We start from the raw sequence: 21,318 nt of genomic DNA, 5'->3' as shown, positions 1-21,318 counted from the left end.
CGCGTGGCGGAAGACCTGAAGTATCTCGATTATCCGAACATGTCGTGGATTCCCGCTCGCAAGAGCCCGGAAGGGGAACATGTCTATGACGTCGTCATCGTGGGAGCCGGTCAGGGCGGGCTCGCCATCGGGTTTGGCCTGTCGCGCGAAAAAGTCAGCAACATCGTTCTGCTGGACCGGAGCGAACAGGGGCGCGAAGGCCCCTGGATCACCTATGCCCGGATGCTGACCTATCGTTCGCCGAAGCATGTCACCGGCCCCGACATGGGCTTGCCGTCGCTAACGTCGCAGGCCTATTACGTCGCCGTTTTTGGCGAGGACGCGTGGGAACAGCTCGGCAAGTGGCCGCGCACCGTCTGGATGGAATATCTGGTCTGGTTCCGGAAAATGGTGGATCTGCCGATCCACAATCAGACCGAAGTCACGGGGTTCAAGCCGGAGGGCGATTTCATCCGGGTGAGCACCGTTTCGACGAAGACCGGCGCGCAAGGCTCCTATCTCGCGCGAAGGCTCGTCTTCGCCACCGGCGTGGAAGGCAATGGCGACTGGCGACCGGCGAATCTGAACCTCGATCAATTGCCCGAGGACCGCTACTCGCACACGAATTTCGAATTCGACGTCGACGCCCTCAAGGGCAAGCGGATCGCCGTTCTCGGCGCCGGCGCCTCGGCCTTCGACACCGCGGCCTCGCTGCTGGAGACCGGCGCGACGCAGGTGCATCAGTTCGTCCGGCGCCGCGAACTCGCCGCCATCAACCCGTTCCGCTGGATGGAGAAGGCGGGCTTCCTCCGTCACTACGGCTCGATGGACGACGCGGCGCGCTGGGACTGGATGGACGCCATCTACCGGAACGGCATGCCCCCGACCCAGGACGGCATCAACCGCTGCGCCGAATTCCCGAACTATCGCATCTCCTACGGCGTCAACTGGAAGAACGTCCAGATGAAGGGCGACGAGATCGAAATCGAACTGAACACCGGCGAAAAGAAATACGCCGACTATCTTGTCGTCGGAACCGGCTATCGCGTCGATCTGAGTCTCCGGCCGGAACTTCGCGAATACGCCAGCGAGATCGCGCTGTGGAAGGATCGCTTCGCTGTGCCGTCGGGCCAGGCGGACAGCTATATCGGAATGTGCCCGTACCTGTCCGACGACCTTTCGTTTCAGGAAAAGACGGCGGGAAGCGCGCCGGTCCTGAAGAATGTCCACTATTTCACCTTCGTCGCGACGGCGAGCGTGGGCTTTTCCGGCGCCTCGCTGACCGGTCTCAAATATGGCGTCGAGCGCCTGGTCTACGGCCTGACCAAGGCCCTCTGGCTCGAGGAAGCGGAGCCGGCGCTGGAGGAGATCCGGCGATACGACGATCTCGATCTCGACTACTCCCCGATTGAAAGCCACATCGAATAGTGAAGCTGACGGGCCGGATACGGCGGGCGGGCATGCCGGCCCGCCGCATCCCCGGCAAGGCAGCGCATCCAGGCAGGGCGGGCAACATCATGAGCACGACGACGGCAATCTTCGGCAGCTACGTTCTGGCGGAACGGCAGGGCGAACCGGAAATGCTGCGCGATCAATGGCTGCTGATCGAGGGCAACCGGATCGTCGCCCTGCAGGATCGGCGCCCGCAGGCCGATCGCGTCCTGGACGAGCCAGGCCGGCTCGTCTTGCCGGGCCTGCTGAACCTGCACAACCACTGCTGCGCGGAGGCGTTCTCCAGATCCCGAACCGAAGATCTGCCGATGGCGAGCGGCGATGATCTCCTCCGCGTCCTCGGCCCCATTTCCGGCACGGGGAGCGAATTGCTGAAATCCCTCAGCCGGCCACAACGGCTGGACATTGCCAGACTGGGCGTGTTGCAACTCCTCAAGGGCGGAACCACCACCGTCATGGAGCCGTTCCGCAACTGGTTCCCGGAAATGTTCGACGCCGCCGCGGAAATGGGGATTCGCTTCTATGGCGCGCCCTACCTGTTCTCAAAGGATCCGGCGGGCAACGAGATCGGCGCTTCCTGCCTCGAGGCGTGGGACGAGCTGTTCGAGACATGGCATCAGGCGGCCGACGGACGCATCCGGGTCGTGATGAGCCCACATGGCAGCGATACCTGCGACCGGGATCTGCTGCTGGCGGCGACCCGCCGGGCGCGCGAGGTGGAGACGCAGATCACCCTTCACCTCGCGCAAAGCGAAGGTGAGGTTGCGACGGTCTCCAACCGAGAGGGCGGCAAGACGCCGATCGAGTTTCTCGACAGTCTCGGGATGCTCGGGCCGGATCTGCTGGCGGCGCACTGTATCCTGGCCTCGGATGACGACCTCCGGACAATGGCGGCGACCGGCTCGACGATCGTGAACTGCCCGCGGACCTATGCGAGGGCCGGCGTCACGGCCGCCTTCTCGCGCTTCCGCGAGCACGGGGTGCGAACGCTGGTCGGAACCGACGGCTACAACATGGATCTCATCTCCGAGCTGGGCGCCGCCGCGCTGATCTCGAAATGCCGGGATGGACGGGCGGATGTTGCGACGTCGCGGGATCTGATCGCGGCAGTTACCCGCGAGGCCGCGAACGCCGTAAGCCGCCCCGACCTCGGCAGGATTGCCATCGGCGCGACGGCGGATCTCACCGTATTGAGCCTCGAAAGCCCCTTCCTCAGGCCGCTGCAGGACCCGGTGAAGGCTGTTGTCGCGCTCGGCTGCCGCGCCGACGTCGACATCGTCATGGTCGACGGCGAGATCGTCGTGCAGCATGGCGACTACACACGCTCCAACGAGACGGAGATTGTCGAACGCGGAACGGCCGCGCTCGACATGATCATGAACTCCGCGCCGTTCCAAAGCATTTTGCCGGCTCACTAGGACCGCGCCCGGGCGTCGGATGGCGATAAGGAGCGATCGACGGACGTTTGGCGTCCGTCGACACTCTGAACGCGAAGATGGGTCCGGTCGATCCTTCCCGAGCCCCTTTCGCCGACCGTTCATCGGCAGTGTCGCCCCTCCCCCACCGTGTCGGTACAGGCGCCCCGCGACATCACTCGCAATAAATATCAGACACAATATTTAACGGAATATGTTGCTGACAGCCGCGTGGGAAATCCGCAGAATATCCGCATCGAAACGGGCAGATCTGATCGTGCGGCCCGGCATCGACGAACGGACTTTCACCCCCACACGGAGAGACGAAGATGGTCTTGGTTCAGGTGCTCGCAAAGCTGGCGAGGCCCGCGGCGATGGCCGCGATGATGTCTGTAGCCGGCGCCGCGGCCGGTCACGCCGCCGACCTCAAGGAGATGCTGCCCGAAACGATCCGCCAGGCCGGGGTTCTTCATCTGGCGACCGAAGCCAAATGGCCGCCATACGCCTTTATCGACGCCGACGGCACCCTGCGGGGTTATGAGGTCGATCTCGCCGCGGCGATCGCCGCAAAGCTCGGCGTCAAGGTCGAGACCGAATCCATCGATTTCGCCGGTCTTATCCCGGGCATCATGTCCAATCGCTACGACGTCGCGATGCTCTCCATTTCCGAGAACGCCGAGCGGCGCAAGACGCTGAACTTCGTGAACTACGCCAATGCGGCGATGGGCGCGTTTGCCATGGAGGACAACCAGGCCGCGACCAGCGAGGTCGTCTCGATGTGCGGGAAGACCGTCGGCGTACAGTCCGGCACGAGCTATGTCGGCTTTCTCGAGAACGACCTGACGCAATTCTGCGTGTCGAAGGGGATGGCCAAGCCGGACCTGAAGCTCTTCACCGCCGGAGATGCCCAGATTCTGGCTCTCTATTCGGGTCGGGTGGACTTCATTCTGACCGGCGCATCCATGGCCGGCGAGATCAAGGCCAAGGGACCCCGTCCGATCCGGATGGTCGACGGTTCGACATTCCCGAAGGACTTTGTCGGCATGATCGTCCTGAAGCAGAACACGCAGCTCTCCGAAGCGCTCCTGGCCGGGCTGCAGGCGGTCTATGCCGACGGCACCTATGACAAGATCATGGCCAAGTGGAACGTCGAGGGCATGAAGATCGGGGCGCCGGGGATCAACCTGGCCGAGAAGGCCGGCCAGTAACGGATCGAAACACGCGGCCCCGCTTCCGGTGGGAAGCGGGGCTCGCGGGCGGCTTACGCCGTCATGTACCAGGTCGCCGTGCTGCCGCCGTCGACCACCAGCATCTGTCCGGTGATGTAGCTCGCTTGCGGCGAGGCGAGATACCGAACGGCGCTGGCGACTTCTTCCGGGGTGCCCGGCCGCTGCAACGGAAGCTTGCCGAAGCGCTCGACATATTCGGGGAACGCGACACGCCAATCGGGCTCGGCCGAAACGATCGGGCCCGGGCTCACGCCATTGACCCGGATGCCGGCCGGCGCCCATTCGAGCGCCATCTGGCGCGTGAGGTTGACGACCGCGGCCTTTGCCGGAGCGTAGGCGCCACCGCCGGGCCAGGACCGATGCGCGGACGCCCCGGCGATGTTGATGATCACCCCCGATTTCGCCGGCAGCATGCGCCGCGCCGCGGCAGCGCCGCAGAGAAAGGTTCCCTTCGCGTGGACCGCGAACACGGAATCCCAATCGGCTTCAGTGAGCGAGATCAGCGGCGCATGCGCGTCGATCCCGGCATTGTTGACCAGGATGTCGATGCGGCCGAATTGCGCGACGACCGTATCCATCATCGCCTCGACCGACTCGCCCTTGCTGACGTCGGCCATCACGACATGGGCCTGGCCGCCGAGAGACCGAATGGCCTCGGCGGTCTCTTCCGCCTGCGCCCTGCCGGTATGGGCAACCACGGCAACGGCCGCGCCCGCCTCTGCGAAGGCGAGCGAGATGGCGCGGCCGATAAGCTTGCCGCCGCCGGTTACGACGGCGACGCGGCCCGACAGCTCAGGCTCGGTAGATGGCAATGACATGGTGGTTCCCCTTGATCCGATCCGCGCCCCATGCATCGGATCGGCTGCCTGCAAGCCGGCCAGGTTTTCGCGCTAGCGGAACCGGGCCTCGTAGCTGTCGCGGGCGTTCCAGACCGGCAGGATGATATCCGGCCCCAGACCCGCGATCCGGCTGAACGGAATGGGCCGTGGCGGCGTCAGCGGCAGGGTGAGCTCGGCATCGGTGACGCGGCCGGCCAGCCATGAGCCGACCTCGCGGCCGAGCGTCGTGGTCAGGGCGACGCCGCGCCCGTTGCAGCCGATGACGGCGTCGAGACCGGGCTCGAGCCGCATCATGCGCGGCAGGAAATCCAACGTTCCAGCGATGACGCCGGTCCATGTGTATTCCGAGCGGATTTCGGGCAGCCCGGGAACCAGCCGGTTGAGCCGTCTCGCGAATACCTTGCGGGCGAGCGCCATGCGGCCGGGAGCCGGCAGGACCAGTCCGCCGGTGACCAGCCTGCCATCCGGCGACCAGCGCAAGGCGAAAGTATGCCGGCGCGTGTCGGCGACCGGCGCCCTGTCCGGCAGCAGCCTATCGCGGATCGCGGCCGGCATAACCTGCGTCGCGATCTGGAAGACGCGCGCCGGGATGATCGAGGCGCGCAGTTGCGGCAGGAGATCGCCGATCAGCGCGTTCGTCGTCATCAGCACGCGCGGCGCCCGCGCCACGCCGGCGGCTGTCCGCACACGCCATCCGTTCCCGTCGCGCTCGACCGCCGTGACGGGGCTTTCGCCATAGAGGCGCACACCCGCCGCCGCCGCCGCGCGGGCCAATCCCCGCGCATAGGCCAGCGGGTTGATCTGCCCGCCCGAGGCGATACGGATGCCGCCGTAGAGCGTCGGCAGCCCGGTGCGCGCGATCATGGCGCCCCGATCCTGCCATGCCGCGTCGACGCCCGCCTCCAGCAGCCTCGGCATGCGCCCGTACAGGGTCTGCTCGGCCTCCTGCGAATGCCCCGGCTGCAACCATCCGTTCTGAACGGCGCCGCAATCGATGCCGTGTTTCGCGATCAGGCCGAAGACGGTATTGCCGGAGCCGGCGACGAGCCGCAGCAACCTTCCGGCATGGTCCGCGCCAAGCGCCTGCGTGACTTCCGCCGGACCGAGCGACGCCTTCAGGCTCGGAACGACAAATCCGGTGTTGCGCCCCGAGGCCCCGAAGCCGGGCTGGTGGGTTTCCAGCAACACGACATCGAGCCCGGCCTCGGCCGCATGCAGCGCCGACGACAGGCCAAGAAACCCGCCGCCGACGACGATGACATCGGCCTTGACCGCCTCCCTCAGCGGGACCAGCGGCTCCGCCGGCGGCGCGATCGCTTCCCACAAGGATCCGACTTGCATGTCCCGTTTCCATTCATCCAGAACGCCGGCGGGCCGGCATCGTGCGCCTTCGCAAAGGCTACGCCGTTATCCCAGCTCCGAAAGGCGCTTTTCCTGGCGCTTGAGCAGGCGCTCGACCTCCGCCTGCGCGGCGGCATCGAGCTGCGCGCCCGGCTGGCGCTGCGCCGCCGAGGCGATCGCGCCGCGCTTGGCCAAAACATATTTCCGGACCGCGAGGCCGACGCCCGGCTGCTGCTCATAGCGGACCAGCGGCAGATAGGCGTCGAACAGGTCCTGCGCCCGGTCCATGTCGCCGCGCGCCGCGAGGTCGGTCACCTGCACCAGCATCTCGGGGAAGCCGAAGCCGGTCATGGCCCCGTCGGCGCCGCGCGCGACCTCCTCGGGCAGGAAGATGCCGCCATTGCCGCACAGCACGGAGACGTGCCGGCGGCCGTTCTTCTCGGCGGCACGCAGCTTCGAGATCTTGGACAGGCCGGGCCAGTCCTCATGCTTGATCATGACGATCTGCGGCAGTTCGTCGATCAGGCGGCCGAGCAGCTCGTCGCTGATCTGCACGGTCGTGGCGAGCGGGAAATCCTGCAGCACCACCGGCACGTCCTTGCCGATGAAGGAGCAGGCCTGGCGATAGTAGTTGAGGATCTGCGCGTCGGTGCGCATCGTCATCGGCGGGGCGATCATCACGCCTGCGGCGCCCCGATCCATCGCCTCGTTGGAGACCTCGGCCAGCGCCGCCAGTCCCGGCGAGGACACCCCGACGACGACCGGCTTTCCCTGCGCCCGGGCGGTGACGCGCTGGATCACCTGGCGCGATTCCGCGCCGGTGAGCTTCGGCGCCTCGCCCATCATGCCCAGAATGGTCAGGCCGTCGGCGCCGGATTCGAGGTAGAAATCGGTGACGCGATCCAAGCTGTCGAGATCGAGCGACCCGTCGTCCTTGAACGGCGTGACCGCGATCACGAAGACGCCGCGCGACTGTTCCGTAAGAAGTGCCATCCTCTGTCCTCTCCAAATGCATGCCGGGCGGCCGAGCTCGGCGGCGCCGCGATCGAGACAAGGCTTCGATCGCCTGCCCGGTATCGTTCAATCAAAGCTTGCCGAGCGGCCGGGCGAAGCCGGGCTTGGCCTTCTCCCGGGCGACGCCGAGGCGCAGCGTCGCCTGGCCATATTCGGTGAAGAAGCGGGCAAGCCGCTCCACGGTTGCTTCGAGGATGCGCTCGCCGTTCTCGATGTCGGCCTTGGCGGGATCGCCGAAATAGCCGCAATCGTCGGCGTGGAAAATCGGCGGCCAGCCCGCTCCGGCCTCGGTGATCGGATCAAGCGCGGAGCCGGGCGCCATCCAGGGCTGCATCGTGCGCGGCTCGAGCCCCTGGATCAGCTCCAGGATGCGCTGCTGCTCCGCCGGCTCTTCATCGTGCAGCGCGAGCATGAGCGCGGTCTCCTGCTCGCAGGCGTGGCCGCCGCGCTTGAGCTCGCCCTTCAGCATCGGGATCCAGGCCGATTCCGACGGCGTGAAATAGTTGGTCATGCCGACCGCATAGCCATCCGTGACCAGCTGGCCGCAGAGCGCCCGGAGCGGCGCCTCGTTGCCGCCATGGCCGTTCACGAACAGGACGCGCGTGAAGCCGGCGTCGAGGATCGAGCGCACCATGTCGGTCAGGACGGAAAGGAACGTCTCGAGCCGAAGGCTGATCGTGCCCGGCCAGGACAGGTGATGGGGAGAAAACCCGAACGGCAGACGCGGCGCCACGACGACGGGAAAGGCCGTGACGCGCGCGGCGGCGCGCGCCGCGACCTCGGACGACAGCACGATGTCCGTATCGGTGCTGAGGAAATCGCCGTGCTGTTCCGTGGCGCCCGTGGGGATGATCACCAGGGCATTGCGGTCACGAAGCTCGGTAATCTCGGTCCGCGTAAGATCTTCCCAAAGAAGGCTTCTCATTGGTCGACGCTCTCTCACAAGAAAGGGAGCCCGGCACCCAAAGGCGCCGGGCGTCACAACTACATGTCGCCGGCTTCCTTCGACGGATTGGAGGCGACGGCGATGACAAGGCCGGCCTCGCCGATGATGTGGCGGTAGCGGTAGTTCTTCGGCAGATACATGGCGTCGCCGGGCTTGAAGATGCGCTCCTCGCCGGTCTCCTCGATGATCTGACGCGACCAGCCATGCATGCAATAGAGGATCACTTCGTGCTCGCCGTCACCTTCGACCATCACGTCGAAATGCGGCATGTAGGTCGTGATGTGGAAGGAGATGGAAGAGCCGTGCAGCTTCTTGGTGATCAACCGGTGCGAGAATTCCTGCTCCGGATGGATCCAGGTAAGCTTGACATCTTCCTGCCGCGACCAACGGATCTTGCCTTCGCTGGGAACGAATTCTTGGGTCACTGTAGTCTCCACGGTTGATTAAAGCGAAAATACTGCCTGGAAGCGGTCCGGAAAGACGGCTTCGATATCTCCCGGCCGATCGCCGTGACGGGGCCTTCACGGCCTGAGCCGGCCTCGCGCCTCCATTCGAGACGGCCGCGCGGCGGCCCGGCGACTTTCATCCGCCCGCCGAGCTTCTCCGACTGACCTCGTCTGGCGGCGAGGCGTGCATCTTCCATGCCGGCGCGCCCGCCACCCTCGCCCGAGCGGCGGGGCATGCGCGCGGCAGCCATGCCGCCGCGACCCGGGTTCGGCTCTTCCGGAGCGGGGCGGCGGCAAGGGGAATGGAGGACACGGTTACGCATGATATCTTTCGTGATATACTGAAAGATATGTTGGATCAATAGGTCTGCGGAGGGATCCCCACTCGGCTGGCGGCTTCCGCGGCAAGCGGTGATAAAACGATGCCGACGCCATTTCGGGCGACGACCTGTGAAGACACGGTGATGATCGAATGAGCAGATCCAGCAAGCCGGAAGGCGCCGGCCAGGGTCCGAATATCGCAAGCGCGCTGCGCCCTCTGGCCATGCACGACACGCGGAGCGTGGTGGAGAACGGCGAGCCGCCCATCCTGTCGGCCTTCGTCACAAGAAGCCGGGAAACGATCGCCCAGCTCGTGACGCAGACCGCCGGCCTCATCATCGTCATCGAAGGGCGCAAGGAAATCATCGAGGGCGTCGACCATCGCCACTATGCGGCGGGCGACGCCTTCGTGCTGCCGGCGGGCGCGCGTGTCGATGTCGTCAACGACCCGGATTCCGAGACCGGCTTCTATCGCGCCTTGTTCATCAGCTTCCCGCGCGAGCTGGTGATCGAGGCGGCCCGGCTCTGGCCGCAGTTCATCGGCCAGGAAGAGCGAGCCGGCAAGCCTGTCATCAGCGCCGATCTCTGCTCGGCCATCGTTCACTGCGCGGAAGCCCTGTCCCGTCGCATAGCGGCGTCGCGGCGCGTGACGGATCATCGGATCCTGGAAATTCTCTTGATCCTCGCCGAGCAGGGCATCCTGCCGCTCGTGCCGAAATATGTCGATGGATCCGTGGTCGAGGCGGTTCGCCGGCTCGTCCGCCACCGTCTTCATTTGCCCTGGACCGCCGCGAGCGTCGCCGCCGAGCTGTCGATGTCGGAAGCCACCCTGCGCCGCCGGCTTCGCGCGGAAGCGCAATCGCTTCAGATGCTCCTCCGCACGGAACGCATGCGGGCGGCCTATGTCATCCTGGCCGACCGCGACGCCGATGTGGCGGATGCTCTGGCGGCGACGGGCTATCGCTCCCGTTCGCACTTCTCGCGGCACTTCCAGGAAAGCTTCGGCACGTCGCCTTCGTCCGTGCGGCATCGCAAGCACGCGCAGGCCGCCTGATCGCTTCGGGCGCGGTTCTGATCGGAACCGGCCCATGACGACTTCACGCATCCACTACGGTCCCCGCCAGTTCCAAGGACGAGGATCGAGACATGACGATACGCAAACGAAATCTGACCGCCGCGGCCATCCTGGCCGGCATGATGCTCGCGCCGGCGGCGCACGCCAGCAATCAGCCCTTGAAGGTCGAGATCGGCGGGCTGGACGCGCAGGGGCGCTTTCCGGATCAGGCTGCCTTCTGCACGCCGGACCGAAGCACGGCGAAGAATGTCAGCCCGTCGGTCACCTGGTCGCCGGGCCCGGCGGGAACGCAGAGCTACGCGCTGCTGATGACAGATCCCGACGTTCCCCAGGATCTGAGCCAGATCAACAAGCCCGGAACGGTCATCGCCGTCGATGCACCCCGTCAGACCATCTACCATTGGGTGCTCACCGATATTCCGCCGGCGACAAGCTCTTTCCCGGCCGGAATCGACAGTGATGGCCTGATCCCGCATGGCAAACCCGTCGGAGAGACCGGACACGGTCGTCGGGGCGCGAATACCTATACGAGTTTCTTCGCTGCCAGCGCCGAGATGGCCGGCACCTATGGCGGCTATGACGGGCCGTGCCCGCCCGTCAATGACGAGCGCGTGCATCGCTACGTCGTGCGGGTGTTCGCCCTGGATACGCCGTCGCTCGGCCTGACGGGGGCGTTCGATGGCCCGGCCGCGGAGAAAGCGATGCTCGGTCACATTCTGGCCGAGGGCGAAGCGACCGGGACCTACAGCCTGAACCCGCATATCCTCGCGAAGCCGACCCACTGACATGGAAGTGGCTAGCCTGTAGCGAGATCCTGCAGGCTAGCAGCGGCTCCCGGCGACACGCATCTCCGTGGGGAGGCATCGCCTACCCTGGCGCCGCCGAGGCGCTTTCGCGCGTCATCAGGAGCGCGCCGATCAGGAAGCCGAGGCCGCCGAGGAGCAGGCCGATATTGGCGAGATCGGGGATCCACCACGCCTCGCCGCCGGCCGGCACGAAGGCGAGCGTCGAGGCGATCATGAAGGCGACGCAGCCGAGCAGATTGACGAAGACGATCTGCCAGGCGAGCTCCCTGGGCTTCCAGCTCCAGTAGCCGCTGCTCGTCTCGATGAAGGCGAGATAGCCGGAGACGAGGAACAGGATCGAACCGATCATGCCAGGCACCCAGATCTCGAAATCCTGCCGGACCCAGTCGGGCGAGGCGACCAGCGCGTCGAACGTGTTGAAGTTGAACGCCACCGTGCCGACGAACTGCGAGAAGCTGCTCAGCCAGTCGACGCTGCCGGGCCGCCAGCCGATCAGCGATACCCGCGCCGGGGGCGTGGCGGCGGTGGGATCGACGCTGAAGGGCGCGGCATTCGCGGTCTGGAAGTGCTGCAGATAGCCGGCGATGGTGAAGGGGACCGAGCCCAGGAAGAAGACGATGTTGATCGTCCGCGTCGAGGCCGAGGCGATCTCGGCCGGCAGGATCGACAGGAAGCTTCCCAGCATGAACAGGAACGATCCGACCGCGAAGAACGCGCCGGTGTACCAGTTGTAGGCCTCCGTCTGCCAGAACGGCACGGCGGCGTGCTCGAGCCCGCGCGCCTCGCGGGCGAGCCCCTTGCGGTGCTGGCGCGACAGCCAGGTGAAATGCCGCCCGGCGAGGGAATAGCTACGGAAGGTGATGAACGGCCACGGCCCCGCGATCTTCATGCGGAGCGCGTGGTGAAGGTCCGGCGCGAGCTTCATGCCGGGCCTTCGCCGCGGGCCGGATCGACGAATGGTCTCACGGGAGAAGGGCTCCGCTGGCCGTGCGGGACGGCCGGACGCGCCAAAGCGCGAACCGGCCGCTTCTGTCGGGAAAGCGCCGCGAAGAGACGACGCATCCGGCCTCGATCAGGCGGCGACGCCCTTCAGCAGGTCCGTCGCGTCCTGCGCGCCGCCGCTCAGCTTGGCGAGCGGCAGAACCTTGGGCCCGACACCGGCGAGCGTCGTCAGGTCGAGGCGAATGAAGTTCAAATCGTCATAGCTGCGGATCAGATACTGGCCCCGCTTCAAATCGACGAGGCTGGTCCAGCTGGTGTACTCGGTCACATAGTCCTTCGCATTGGGGTCGGTGAGGCCCGCGACCTCCATGCCTGCGCTGCCATCTTCCGGGTAGTCGACGGTGATGTCGCGCGGCCGGTCGAAATTGTTCATGACATGGGCGAGCGTCAGCAGCGCGCGGTCCGGCGTCGTCGCCTTCTCGGCATAGTTCGCATAGTAGACGGCGCGGACGAAACGGCCGACCGAGGTGCTGGACGACGGCAGGCCGGCGGTGGCGATGCCGGCATCCGGCTGCGCGACCTTGAGCGCGCCGAAGGTGCCGACCGATTTGTCGACATTGGACAGGAAGGTGTAGTTCGAGAGATTGGTCAGATGCCACGGGAACTCGGGCCCGTTGGTCATGACGCGGACGGGATTGTCATAGACCGACATGACGCCGCGGTTGAACTCGATGACGATCGAGCCGCCTGTGGCATCGTTGACGACGTAGTGGAACGGCGATTCGACGCCACCGAGCAAGGGGAGCGGCACGACGCTCACCGACTGATCGGCCAGCGCCGCCTTGACCTCGGCGGCGGTGGCGAACGAGCCGAGAACCCAGGAGCCGAGATCGGACGCCGACAGCACGGCGCGCGTCGCTTCCAGGGACTGGTGGCCGGAGGCGGCGGGATAGGAGAGCAGGCTGAAGGTCAGGCCCTTGTCGTTGAGGCCATCGACCACCTTCAGGTCGCCGATCTCAATCGGCGCTTCCGCGGTCGGCTGGCGCACCGGCATCGTGATCGACAGAAAATCATGCGCGGTCTTGTACTCAACCGCCGGATGTCCCTCGATCTCGGACCGCGCGGAGAAGCCGGCGGGGAGGTAGACGACCTGATACGGAAGATCGAGCGTCAGCTCCAGCGTTCGGCCGAGATAGGGATTTCCGTTGGCGTCCTGATAGATGAGCGCGGTGCACATGGGGCTTTCCTCGGAGGGTATGATGGGCTGCAACTCGTCGGTGCGGCTGGCAACGAACGGGCTCTGCATCCGCCACGTCGCACCGCCGGGCCGCGGCTCAAGCCCGACCTGCGACCGACGGCGACGCCCCCAGTCGCGTCCATCCGTTTGACCTCATGGCATACTTCTGGCGATGCGAAAAGGGTGGTTGCCACAGCTTTTGCGCGAACTCGACGTTTCCCGGGAGACAAGCCAGTCGGCCAAATCCCCGGCATGACAAGGGCATGACAACGCCCCCTGCACCATCCAACGGTTGCAGGCCTGCAATCGATCCTGCGGCAATATTATCGTTGTGCCGAATTGACTGAATTCCGAAGGGGGCGCGGCAGGCATGGCAGGCGCCAGCGGCTGCCCGCCTCAGGGCAGCATGATGCTCGTCCGCATGGCGAAATCCATCGCCTCGATCGACAGCCAGGCAGAGAGGGCCGCGCCGATCTTGCGCGGCAAGGTGAGGACGCGGCGCGGCGGCGCCGGCTCGCCCTCGGCGCGACAGGCCTCGAAATCGACGAGATGGCGTAGCGTCGAGCCGCTGGCGGCGGCGCGGTCGTGCAGGATGCTGTAGCGCGCGCCGGGCTCGATGCCGGTGACGGTGCCGACATTGTCCTCGCCCGCGACCTTCGGCCAGACGACGCGATCGCCGATCTGGAAGCGCGGCCGGATATCGTTGTCGATCGCCCAGCGAACCTGCAGCGCGTCGAGCCGCTCGGCCAGCATGCGGCCGTAATCGTCGAGCGCCGCGCAGACCGCCTCGCCGGCTCGCCAGGCCTCGTAGCGCGCGAGGTCGCGGCCGAGTTCCTCGCCGTCCTTGGTGATGGCGCCATAGGTGGCGATGTCGTGCGGCGCGACCTGGAAGCGATCCGGGCGGATCAGCCCGGCTTCTGCCATGCGGATGGCCAGTTCGGTCGCCACCGCCAGCCTGTCCTCGAAAGACAGCGTCGTCGGTCGGGAGAGCCGCGTCACCGATGTCGTCATGATGAGCCCGTGCGCCGGCTTTCGCGCTCCACCATGGAGACGTCGCCGACGCGGTCATTGTGACGGCGAAAGCGGAGAAAAGAAGGCTGCCCAATTGATCGGGGCGCCGTACTTGATGGTTGAACATCGCCGCCCGCTCGGGTCAATCTAGAGGCTGCTCGCCAGACGGAGGATGATCATGTCGCACAATCTGCAGTTCTATATCGACGGTGCCTGGGTCGATCCCGAGGTACCGAACGTCATCGACGTGATCGATCCGTCGACCGAGGACGCCTTCGCGCAGATCTCGCTGGGCACCAAGGCGGATGTCGACAAGGCGGTCGCCGCCGCCCGCCGCGCCTTCGAGACCTTCGGCTTCACCAGTCCGGCCGAGCGGCTCGAGCTGCTGCGCCGCGTAGTCGAGATCTACAAGAAGCGGAGCCCCGACCTTGCGCTGGCCGTCTCGCGCGAGATGGGCGCGCCGCGTCCCTTCGCGCTCGACAGCCAGGTCGGCATCGGCCTCGCGCATCTCGAAAAGATCGTCGAGGTGCTGGAGGGTTTCTCGTTCCGCCACGCCAAGGGCACGTCGCTGGTCGTCAAGGAGCCGATCGGCGTCGTCGGCCTGATCACGCCGTGGAACTGGCCCCTGAACCAGATCACCTGCAAGGTCGGCCCGGCGCTCGCCGCCGGCTGCACCATGGTCCTGAAGCCGAGCGAGATCGCGCCGCTCGACGCCATCATCTTCGCCGAGATCCTCGACGAGGCGGGCGTGCCGGCCGGCGTGTTCAACCTGGTCAATGGCGACGGCCCGACCGTCGGCGAGGCGCTCTCCAGCCATCCGGACATCGACATGATGTCGTTCACCGGCTCGACCCGCGCCGGCATCCTGGTGGCGAAGTCGGCCGCCGACACGGTCAAGCGCGTCGCCCAGGAGCTCGGCGGCAAGTCGGCCAACATCCTGTTCCCGGACGTCGACTTCGCCGTCGCCGTGCCGAAGGGCGTCGCCAACTGCTTCGGCAATAGCGGCCAGTCCTGCAACGCGCCGACGCGGATGTTCGTGCCGCGCGACCGCCAGGACGAGGTGATCGGTTACGCCCGCGAGGCGGCGGAAAAGTTCGTCGTCGGCCCGGCGGACGCCCCCGACACCAAGCTCGGCCCGGTCGTCAGCCAGATCCAGTACGACAAGATCCAGGCGCTGATCGAGAGCGGCATCGCCGAGGGCGCGACGCTGGTCGCCGGCGGCCCCGGCCGCCCGGCCGATCTGAACCGCGGCTACTACATCCGCCCGACCGTCTTCGCCGACGTCACGCCGGAAATGCGCATTTCGCGCGAAGAGATCTTCGGGCCGGTGCTGTCGATCCTGCCCTATGACAGCGTCGAGGACGCGATCCGGATGGCGAACGACACGCCCTACGGCCTCGCCGCCTATGTCCAGTCGGCCGATCTCGATCAGGCGCGCAAGGCGGCGGCGCGGCTTCGCGCCGGCGCCGTGCATATCAACTATCCGGCCTGGGATTCCGGCGTGCCGTTCGGCGGCTACAAGCAGTCCGGCAATGGCCGCGAATACGCGGAATACGGCCTCGAGGATTTCCTCGAGACCAAGGCCATCCTCGGCTACGAGGCGGCCTGACGCTCTAACAAAGGGGCCGGCGCCATGCCGGCCCCTTTTCGTTCAGCGGTGGTGCTCGCCGACGCGGAGATAGCGCTCGAGCCAGAGGCTGTAGCGCGAGGCGGCGTAGCTCAGGCTGAAATAGACCAGCGCCGCGAAGGCATAGGCCTCGTTGTAGAAGCCGTTCCAGTTGATGTCGGTCGCCGCGACCCGCGCGGTATGCAGGAAATCGAACAGGCCGATGACCAGCACGAGCGACGTGTCGAGGAAGAGGCCGATGCCGAGGCTGACGAAGGCCGGAATGACCGCCTTCAGCGCCTGCGGCAGCACGACGAGACGCGTCGTCGCGCTCCAGGAGAGGCCGAGCGAGCGCGCCGCCTCATACTGGCCGGACGGCAGCGACTGCAGGCCGGCGCGGACGATCTCGGCCATATAGGCGGCGACGAACAGGATGATGGCGACCTGGGCGCGGACCAGCTTGTCGGTCGTCACCCCGGCCGGCAGCATCAGCGGAAACAGCAGCGTCGAGACATAGAGGACGGCGATCATCGGCACGCCGCGCATCGTCTCGATGAAGGCGATCGCCAGATAGCGCACCAGCCGCATCTCCGAGCGCCGGGCGAGCGCGAGCCCGATGCCGAGCGGAAAGGCGCCGGCGAAGCCGATGACGCTCAGGAGCGCGGTGAGCGGGAAGCCGCTCCATTTCTCCGTCGCCACCAACGGCCCGGACGGCGCGCCCGACATCACCGCCAGCGCGGCCGCGAGGGTGACGATCCAGACGAGGACCAGGCGGCGGCTCCAGAAGCGCGGCATGCCGGTGACGACGACGAGGCCCGCCACCAGCGCCACGGCGGCGGCCGCCTGTCCGTCGCGCCCGCTCGGATAGAGCCCGAACAGGATGAAGCGGCCCTTGTCGGCGATGAAGGCCCAGCAAGCGCCGGAGCGTTCGGCGCAATCCTTCGCCGTGCCGGTCCAGGTCGCGTCGACCAGCGCCCAGCGCAGGAAGGGCGCGACGACCCAGAGCACGAAGGCGACGAAGCCGAGCGTGATCAAGAGGTTGACGGGCGAGCCGAACAGGCCCCGCCGCCAGGCCTGCCAGCGTTCCGCGACGAGACGCGCGGACGGACGGACGATGGGCTCGGGAAAGGTCAGGGTCATCGGGTCAGCCCCCGCAGGGCATAGTGCTTGTTGTAGCGGTTCATGGCGTAGGAGACGGCAAGGCTGATCGAGAGATAGATCCCCGCCATGATCAGGATCGTCTCCAGCGCCTGCCCCGTCTGGTTGGCGGAGGTGCTGAGGATCGAGACGAGATCCGGATAGCCGATGGCGATCGCGAGGCTCGAATTCTTGATCAGGCTCAGATAGTTCGACGTCATCAGCGGGGTGATGACCCGGAGCGCCTGCGGCAGCACGATCTTGGCGTAGATCTGGCCGCGATGCAGGCCGAGCGAGCGCGCCGCCTCCCATTGGCCGCGCGGCACCGACTGGATGCCGCTGCGCACCACCTCGGCGATCAGCGCCGAGGCGTTGACGAAGAGACCGACCAGCAGCGCGCCGAACTCCGTCGTCAGCGACAGCCCGCCGACGATGTTGAAGCCCTTCAGCACAGGCAGGTCGACCCGCAGGCCGCCGCTCGCGACCAGGAGGGCGGCGAGGAGCGCCAGGGCGACGAGCGCCGCCAGCAACGCCGTTGGCACGGAGAGGCCGATCCGCCGCCGTAGCGCCAGGCCGGTGGCGGCGATGACCAGGGCGACCGAGACGGCGGCGAGCGCCGTGCCGCTCTCGAAGCGGAACGCCGGAATGAAGATGCCGCGATTGCTGAGGAAGACGCCGGCGACCGGCTCCAGCGCCTGACGCGCGGCGGGGAAGGCCTTGAAGGTGGCGCTCCAGAAGAAGAGCTGCAGCAGGAGCGGCGTGTTGCGGATCAGCTCGACATAGGCGCGGACCGTGCCCGAGAGCAGCGGATTTTCCGACAGGCGGGCGAAGCCGAGGGCGACGCCGAGCACGGTCGCGATGACGCAGCCGAGCAAGGAGACCACAAGCGTGTTCAGGAAGCCGACGAAGATGGCGCGGGCGAAGCTGCTTTCCGGCGAATAGGTGATCAGCGTCTCGCCGATGGCGAAATTGGTCGGATGGGAGAGGAAGCCGAAGCCCGGCAGAATGCCGACGCGGGCCATGTTGCCCGTCATCGTCTGGCCGAGCCAGCCGAGCGCGGCGATCACGCCGACGAACAGGACGATCTGGGCGAGCGGACGCTCGCCCAGAAGGTTCTTCAGGACCGGCAGGCCGGGCGCCGGAGCGTCCGGGGTGACCGTCGACATCGTCCGCGCCGCCTAGCGGAACGGCGGCGAATAGAGCAGGCCGCCCTGCGTCCAGGGCTGGTTGTAGCCGCGCTCGAAACCGATCGGCGTCGACTTGCCGAGGTTGCGCTCGTAGATCTCGCCGTAATTGCCGAGATTCTTGATGATGTTGTAGGCGAACTTCGGATCGAGGCCGATCGCCTCGCCGAGCGACGGGTCGACGCCGAGGAAGCGCTTGATCGTCGGATCCTCGCTGGTCAGGAAGCTGTCGACATTCTCCTTGGTGATGCCGAGCTCTTCCGCCTGGATCGTCGCAAAGACGGTCCAGTTGACGATTTCGAGCCACTGGTCGTCGCCGGCGCGGACGGCGGGCGCGAGCGGCTCCTTGGAGAGGCGCTCGGGCAGCAGCACGAAATCATCCGGCTTGGCCAACCGCGTCCGCTTGATCGCCAGGTCCGACGCGTCCTGCGTCAGCGCGTCGACGCGGCCCGACTCCAGCACCGAGGCGAATTCCTTGTCGTCCTCGATGACGACCGGGGTGAAGGTCTTGCCATTCTTGCGGAAGAAGTCGGCGATGTTCAATTCGCCCGTCGTGCCGCTCTGCACGCCGATGGTGGCGCCGTCGAGATCCTTGCCGTGCTCGACGCCGAGCGACTTGGCGACCAGCAGGCCCTGACCGTCATAGAAGACGATCGGGCCGAAATGGAAGCCGAGCTTGAAGGCGCGCGAGATCGTCTGCGTCACGCCGGAGAGCAGGATGTCGAACTCGCCCGCCTGCAGGGCCGGCAGGCGCTGCTGCGGCGACGACGACGCAAACTCGACCTTTATCGGATCGTTGAAGACGGTGATCGCCAGCGCGCGGCCGAAATCGACGAAGAAGCCCTGCCACTCGCCATTGCTGTCGGGCGAGAAGAAGCCGGGCAGCGTGCCGACGCCGACCTTGATCTGGCCGCGCGACTTGATCTTGTCCAGCGTTTCGCCGGCATTCGCCGTTCCCGCCAGCAGCGAACCGGAAACCACCAGCGCGCCGAGCGCCGCGATCGATTTGGAAATGATGTTTCGTTTGAAAATGGCCATGGGTCGTCAATCCTCGGACGGATTCTGTCCGTCTGGTTAATATGGGTAAATTTGTTCTGCGATATGCTCGGTCAGTTCCTCGGAACTACGATGATGATTCCATCAACATCGCCGCTTTGCGAAGCATGGCCCGAAGGAAAGCGGACGGAATACGGAAAAATCCATTTCAATTCTAGCGATCGATCCGGGATCTCTTTTCGGCCCGGGCGCCGGCTCCGAGCGCGAACTGGAAGGTCGCCGCCATCGCCGTCAGCGCGAAGCCCGCCCAAAACAATCCCTCCGAATAGCGCGTGATGCCGAACCAGTGGCCGGAGCCGCAGAGCGACATGGCGAGCGAGCAGAGATCGGAGGTGTTGACCAGGCAGGGCACCGCCGCCGGCAGCGACAGGGTGGTGTTCGCCGCGACATTGCCGAAGACGAGCCCCCACCAGCCGAGCGCGACGGCGAGCGCCGCGATGCCCACGAAAAGCAGCCCCGTGCCGACGAAATCACGTGAAATTGGCAGACGGCTCATATCGCCTCGCTGACGCCGAGAAGCTCAAGGATCTCCCGCCGCAGCGCGATCAGATCGGGATCGCCGCGGTGGCGCGGATGGGGTAGCTCGATGCGGCGCTCGCCGAGGATGCGGGCAGGACGATCGCTGAAGATCACGACGCGATCGGCAAGCAGAAGCGCCTCCTCGACGTCATGGGTGACGAGCAGCGCCGTGAAGCCGGATTGCCGCCAGAGCGCCAGCAACTCGCCCTGCATGGTGAGGCGGGTCAGCTGGTCGAGCTTGCCGAGCGGCTCGTCGAGCAGCAGCAGGCGCGGATCGTTGACCAGCGCACGGGCAAGCGCCGCGCGCTGCGCCATGCCGCCGGACAATTGATGCGGAAAGGCGTCGGCGAAATCGGCGAGCTGGACGCGGGCAAGCGCCTCGTCGATCCGGTGGCCTTCCGTCTTCAGCCGCCCCTGCGCCTCGAGCCCGAGCGCCACATTGCGGCGGACGGTGCGCCAGGGAAACAGAGTCGGATCCTGGAAGACGAGGACGCGCGACGGATCGGGTTTTTCCACCGGCGCGCCATCGGCGAGCACGCTGCCCGTCTCCGGGCGTTCCAGCCCGGCGACGAGGCGCAGCAGCGTCGACTTGCCGGAGCCCGACGGTCCCAGCAGCGCGACGAAGGAGCCGGGCTCGATGTCGAGGTCGATATCCTCCAGCACCGGCAGCCGGCCGGACGGCAGGTCATAGGCGTGCGAGACGCCGCGAAGCTCGATGGCGAGGCCGGTGGTGGCCGCTTCCGGCCGTTCGGCGAGCGCGGCTACCATTGCACGATCCCCTTCTGCCAGCCGAGCAGCCGGTCCCGCCCGACGAAGAGCAGCTTGACGAGGCCCGAGCAGAGCAGCGCCATGATGATCAGCGCGGCATAGACGTTGCCGTAAGCCGAATAGGCGGTCTGGAACTGCAGGTACCAGCCGAGCCCGTATTTGGCGCCCAGCATCTCGGCGATGACGAGGACGGCGAAGGACGAATAGAGGCCCATGAACAGGCCGACGAACACGTTCGGCAGCGCGGCCGGGACCGCCACCTTGAGGACGAGGAAGCGCCGATCGGCGCCGAGCGTCCGGGCGACGTCGTAGAGCGAGCGGTTGACCGAGGCGACGCCGGAGGCGGTCAGGATGATGACCGGAATGCCGGAGGCGAGCGCGACCAGGAAGATCGAGGCGCCGAAGGTGGTCGGGAAGACGAAGAAAGCGCTCGGGATCCAGGCGCTGGCCGGCACCGGGCCGATCAGCTTCAGAAGCGGCATGCCCCAATAGCTGAAGCGCTTCGACCAGCCGAGCGCGACGCCGACGACGAAGCCGACCGCGATGCCGGAGAAGAAGCCGAGCGCCCAGAGGCGGAGCGAATAGAGCACGCAGACGAGCAGCCGCTGCCAGTCGGTGACATAGACATGCAGCAGGCCCTGCGGCGGCGAGAAGAACGGTTTTGGCAGCCAGCCGAGCTTGGCGGTCGAGATTTCCCAGACCGTGAACCAAAGGCCGAGCGCGATCCACCACGGCCCGTAATGGACGATGCGGCGACCGACGGCGCCGAGGCGATGGACCGAGAAGGCGAGGACGGCGAAGGCCGCCGCTCCGACGACGAGAAGGGTGGCGAACAACCCCGTCTGGCCCCAGGGCACGACGTCGTCGAAGCCGAGCGTGACGGCGGCCGCGAGCAACCAGCTCGCCGCCGCCAGCAGCCCGTTCCTCCAGACCTCGCCGACGAGGGCCGAGGACGGGAGCGCGCCCCCGACCGATCCGTGCGTGGTATCCGCCAT

The 21,318-nt window shown here is 66.5% G+C and carries 20 protein-coding genes; 6 read left to right on the top strand and 14 right to left on the bottom strand.

Annotation, left to right across the window (positions count from 1 at the left end; all coding sequences use genetic code 11):
• Window positions 1-3 precede the first annotated feature (3 nt).
• The 3 genes from K32_RS23410 (at window position 4) to K32_RS23400 (ending at window position 4,054) form a co-directional block, all read left to right on the top strand.
• Window positions 4-1,407 carry an NAD(P)-binding domain-containing protein gene (locus tag K32_RS23410; RefSeq protein ID WP_201401790.1) on the top strand — a complete coding sequence of 468 codons (1,404 nt, stop codon included), beginning with the start codon at window positions 4-6 and terminating at the stop codon, window positions 1,405-1,407.
• Between the two features lie 89 nt (window positions 1,408-1,496).
• Window positions 1,497-2,849, top strand: a complete 1,353-nt coding sequence (locus K32_RS23405; protein ID WP_201401789.1) for an amidohydrolase family protein — start codon at window positions 1,497-1,499, stop codon at window positions 2,847-2,849.
• 326 nt (window positions 2,850-3,175) lie between these two features.
• Window positions 3,176-4,054 carry an ABC transporter substrate-binding protein gene (locus tag K32_RS23400; RefSeq protein WP_201401788.1) on the top strand — a complete coding sequence of 293 codons (879 nt, stop codon included), beginning with the start codon at window positions 3,176-3,178 and terminating at the stop codon, window positions 4,052-4,054.
• A 53-nt stretch (window positions 4,055-4,107) separates the two neighbouring features.
• On the opposite strand, the gene K32_RS23395 is transcribed toward K32_RS23400, so the two are convergent.
• The 5 genes from K32_RS23395 to K32_RS23375 all read right to left on the bottom strand — a co-directional run bounded on the left by K32_RS23395 (window position 4,108) and on the right by K32_RS23375 (window position 8,640).
• Window positions 4,108-4,893 (bottom strand): SDR family NAD(P)-dependent oxidoreductase, encoded by a 786-nt coding sequence (locus tag K32_RS23395; protein WP_201401787.1) that lies wholly within the window; start codon window positions 4,891-4,893, stop codon window positions 4,108-4,110.
• Between the two features lie 72 nt (window positions 4,894-4,965).
• Complete coding sequence (locus tag K32_RS23390; RefSeq protein ID WP_201401786.1) at window positions 4,966-6,255, bottom strand: FAD-binding oxidoreductase; 1,290 nt, start codon at window positions 6,253-6,255, stop codon at window positions 4,966-4,968.
• Between the two features lie 66 nt (window positions 6,256-6,321).
• Window positions 6,322-7,248: a dihydrodipicolinate synthase family protein gene (locus K32_RS23385; protein ID WP_201401785.1), complete on the bottom strand. Its 927-nt coding sequence runs from the start codon at window positions 7,246-7,248 to the stop codon at window positions 6,322-6,324.
• Window positions 7,249-7,339: 91 nt separating this feature from the next.
• On the bottom strand, window positions 7,340-8,194 hold the full coding sequence (locus K32_RS23380; protein WP_201401784.1) for a creatininase family protein: 855 nt from the start codon (window positions 8,192-8,194) through the stop codon (window positions 7,340-7,342).
• 59 nt (window positions 8,195-8,253) lie between these two features.
• Window positions 8,254-8,640 (bottom strand): hypothetical protein, encoded by a 387-nt coding sequence (locus K32_RS23375; RefSeq protein ID WP_201401783.1) that lies wholly within the window; start codon window positions 8,638-8,640, stop codon window positions 8,254-8,256.
• 493 nt (window positions 8,641-9,133) lie between these two features.
• On the opposite strand from K32_RS23375, the gene K32_RS23370 reads away from it, so the two are divergent.
• Entirely contained in the window at window positions 9,134-10,036 is a 903-nt protein-coding gene (locus K32_RS23370; protein ID WP_201401782.1) for a helix-turn-helix transcriptional regulator, read from the top strand.
• A 92-nt stretch (window positions 10,037-10,128) separates the two neighbouring features.
• Window positions 10,129-10,842 carry a YbhB/YbcL family Raf kinase inhibitor-like protein gene (locus K32_RS23365; RefSeq protein WP_201401781.1) on the top strand — a complete coding sequence of 238 codons (714 nt, stop codon included), beginning with the start codon at window positions 10,129-10,131 and terminating at the stop codon, window positions 10,840-10,842.
• Window positions 10,843-10,924: 82 nt separating this feature from the next.
• On the opposite strand, the gene K32_RS23360 is transcribed toward K32_RS23365, so the two are convergent.
• The 3 genes from K32_RS23360 to K32_RS23350 all read right to left on the bottom strand — a co-directional run bounded on the left by K32_RS23360 (window position 10,925) and on the right by K32_RS23350 (window position 14,053).
• Window positions 10,925-11,788, bottom strand: a complete 864-nt coding sequence (locus K32_RS23360; protein WP_201401780.1) for a hypothetical protein — start codon at window positions 11,786-11,788, stop codon at window positions 10,925-10,927.
• Between the two features lie 147 nt (window positions 11,789-11,935).
• Complete coding sequence (locus K32_RS23355; protein ID WP_201401779.1) at window positions 11,936-13,042, bottom strand: linear amide C-N hydrolase; 1,107 nt, start codon at window positions 13,040-13,042, stop codon at window positions 11,936-11,938.
• Window positions 13,043-13,438: 396 nt separating this feature from the next.
• A complete protein-coding gene (locus tag K32_RS23350; RefSeq protein WP_201401778.1) occupies window positions 13,439-14,053 on the bottom strand; it encodes a hypothetical protein in 615 nt (204 codons plus the stop codon).
• A 178-nt stretch (window positions 14,054-14,231) separates the two neighbouring features.
• Between K32_RS23350 and K32_RS23345 the strand changes: the two genes are divergently transcribed.
• Entirely contained in the window at window positions 14,232-15,662 is a 1,431-nt protein-coding gene (locus K32_RS23345) for an aldehyde dehydrogenase family protein (RefSeq protein ID WP_201401777.1), read from the top strand.
• 42 nt (window positions 15,663-15,704) lie between these two features.
• Here K32_RS23345 and K32_RS23340 read toward each other — a convergent pair whose 3' ends face one another.
• The 6 genes from K32_RS23340 to K32_RS23315 all read right to left on the bottom strand — a co-directional run bounded on the left by K32_RS23340 (window position 15,705) and on the right by K32_RS23315 (window position 21,318).
• The gene (locus K32_RS23340; protein WP_201401776.1) at window positions 15,705-16,799 is read right to left on the bottom strand and encodes an amino acid ABC transporter permease; all 1,095 of its coding nucleotides are present in this window, start codon (window positions 16,797-16,799) and stop codon (window positions 15,705-15,707) included.
• Window positions 16,796-17,962, bottom strand: a complete 1,167-nt coding sequence (locus tag K32_RS23335; RefSeq protein WP_201401775.1) for an amino acid ABC transporter permease — start codon at window positions 17,960-17,962, stop codon at window positions 16,796-16,798. The genes K32_RS23340 and K32_RS23335 overlap by 4 nt, the downstream gene beginning before the upstream one ends.
• 12 nt (window positions 17,963-17,974) lie before the next feature.
• A complete protein-coding gene (locus tag K32_RS23330) occupies window positions 17,975-19,018 on the bottom strand; it encodes an amino acid ABC transporter substrate-binding protein (protein WP_201401774.1) in 1,044 nt (347 codons plus the stop codon).
• A gap of 172 nt (window positions 19,019-19,190) precedes the next feature.
• Window positions 19,191-19,532 carry a hypothetical protein gene (locus tag K32_RS23325; RefSeq protein ID WP_201401773.1) on the bottom strand — a complete coding sequence of 114 codons (342 nt, stop codon included), beginning with the start codon at window positions 19,530-19,532 and terminating at the stop codon, window positions 19,191-19,193.
• Window positions 19,529-20,323 carry an ABC transporter ATP-binding protein gene (locus tag K32_RS23320; protein ID WP_201401772.1) on the bottom strand — a complete coding sequence of 265 codons (795 nt, stop codon included), beginning with the start codon at window positions 20,321-20,323 and terminating at the stop codon, window positions 19,529-19,531. The genes K32_RS23325 and K32_RS23320 overlap by 4 nt, the downstream gene beginning before the upstream one ends.
• On the bottom strand, window positions 20,317-21,318 hold the full coding sequence (locus K32_RS23315; RefSeq protein WP_201401771.1) for an ABC transporter permease: 1,002 nt from the start codon (window positions 21,316-21,318) through the stop codon (window positions 20,317-20,319). Before K32_RS23315 ends, K32_RS23320 begins: the two co-directional genes overlap by 7 nt.

Origin of the sequence: Kaistia sp. 32K (assembly GCF_016629525.1) — a bacterium.
In the GTDB taxonomy this organism is placed as follows: domain Bacteria; phylum Pseudomonadota; class Alphaproteobacteria; order Rhizobiales; family Kaistiaceae; genus Kaistia.
Note: the sequence above shows the minus strand (reverse complement) of the source record. Positions and strands in the feature narration are given on the sequence as shown.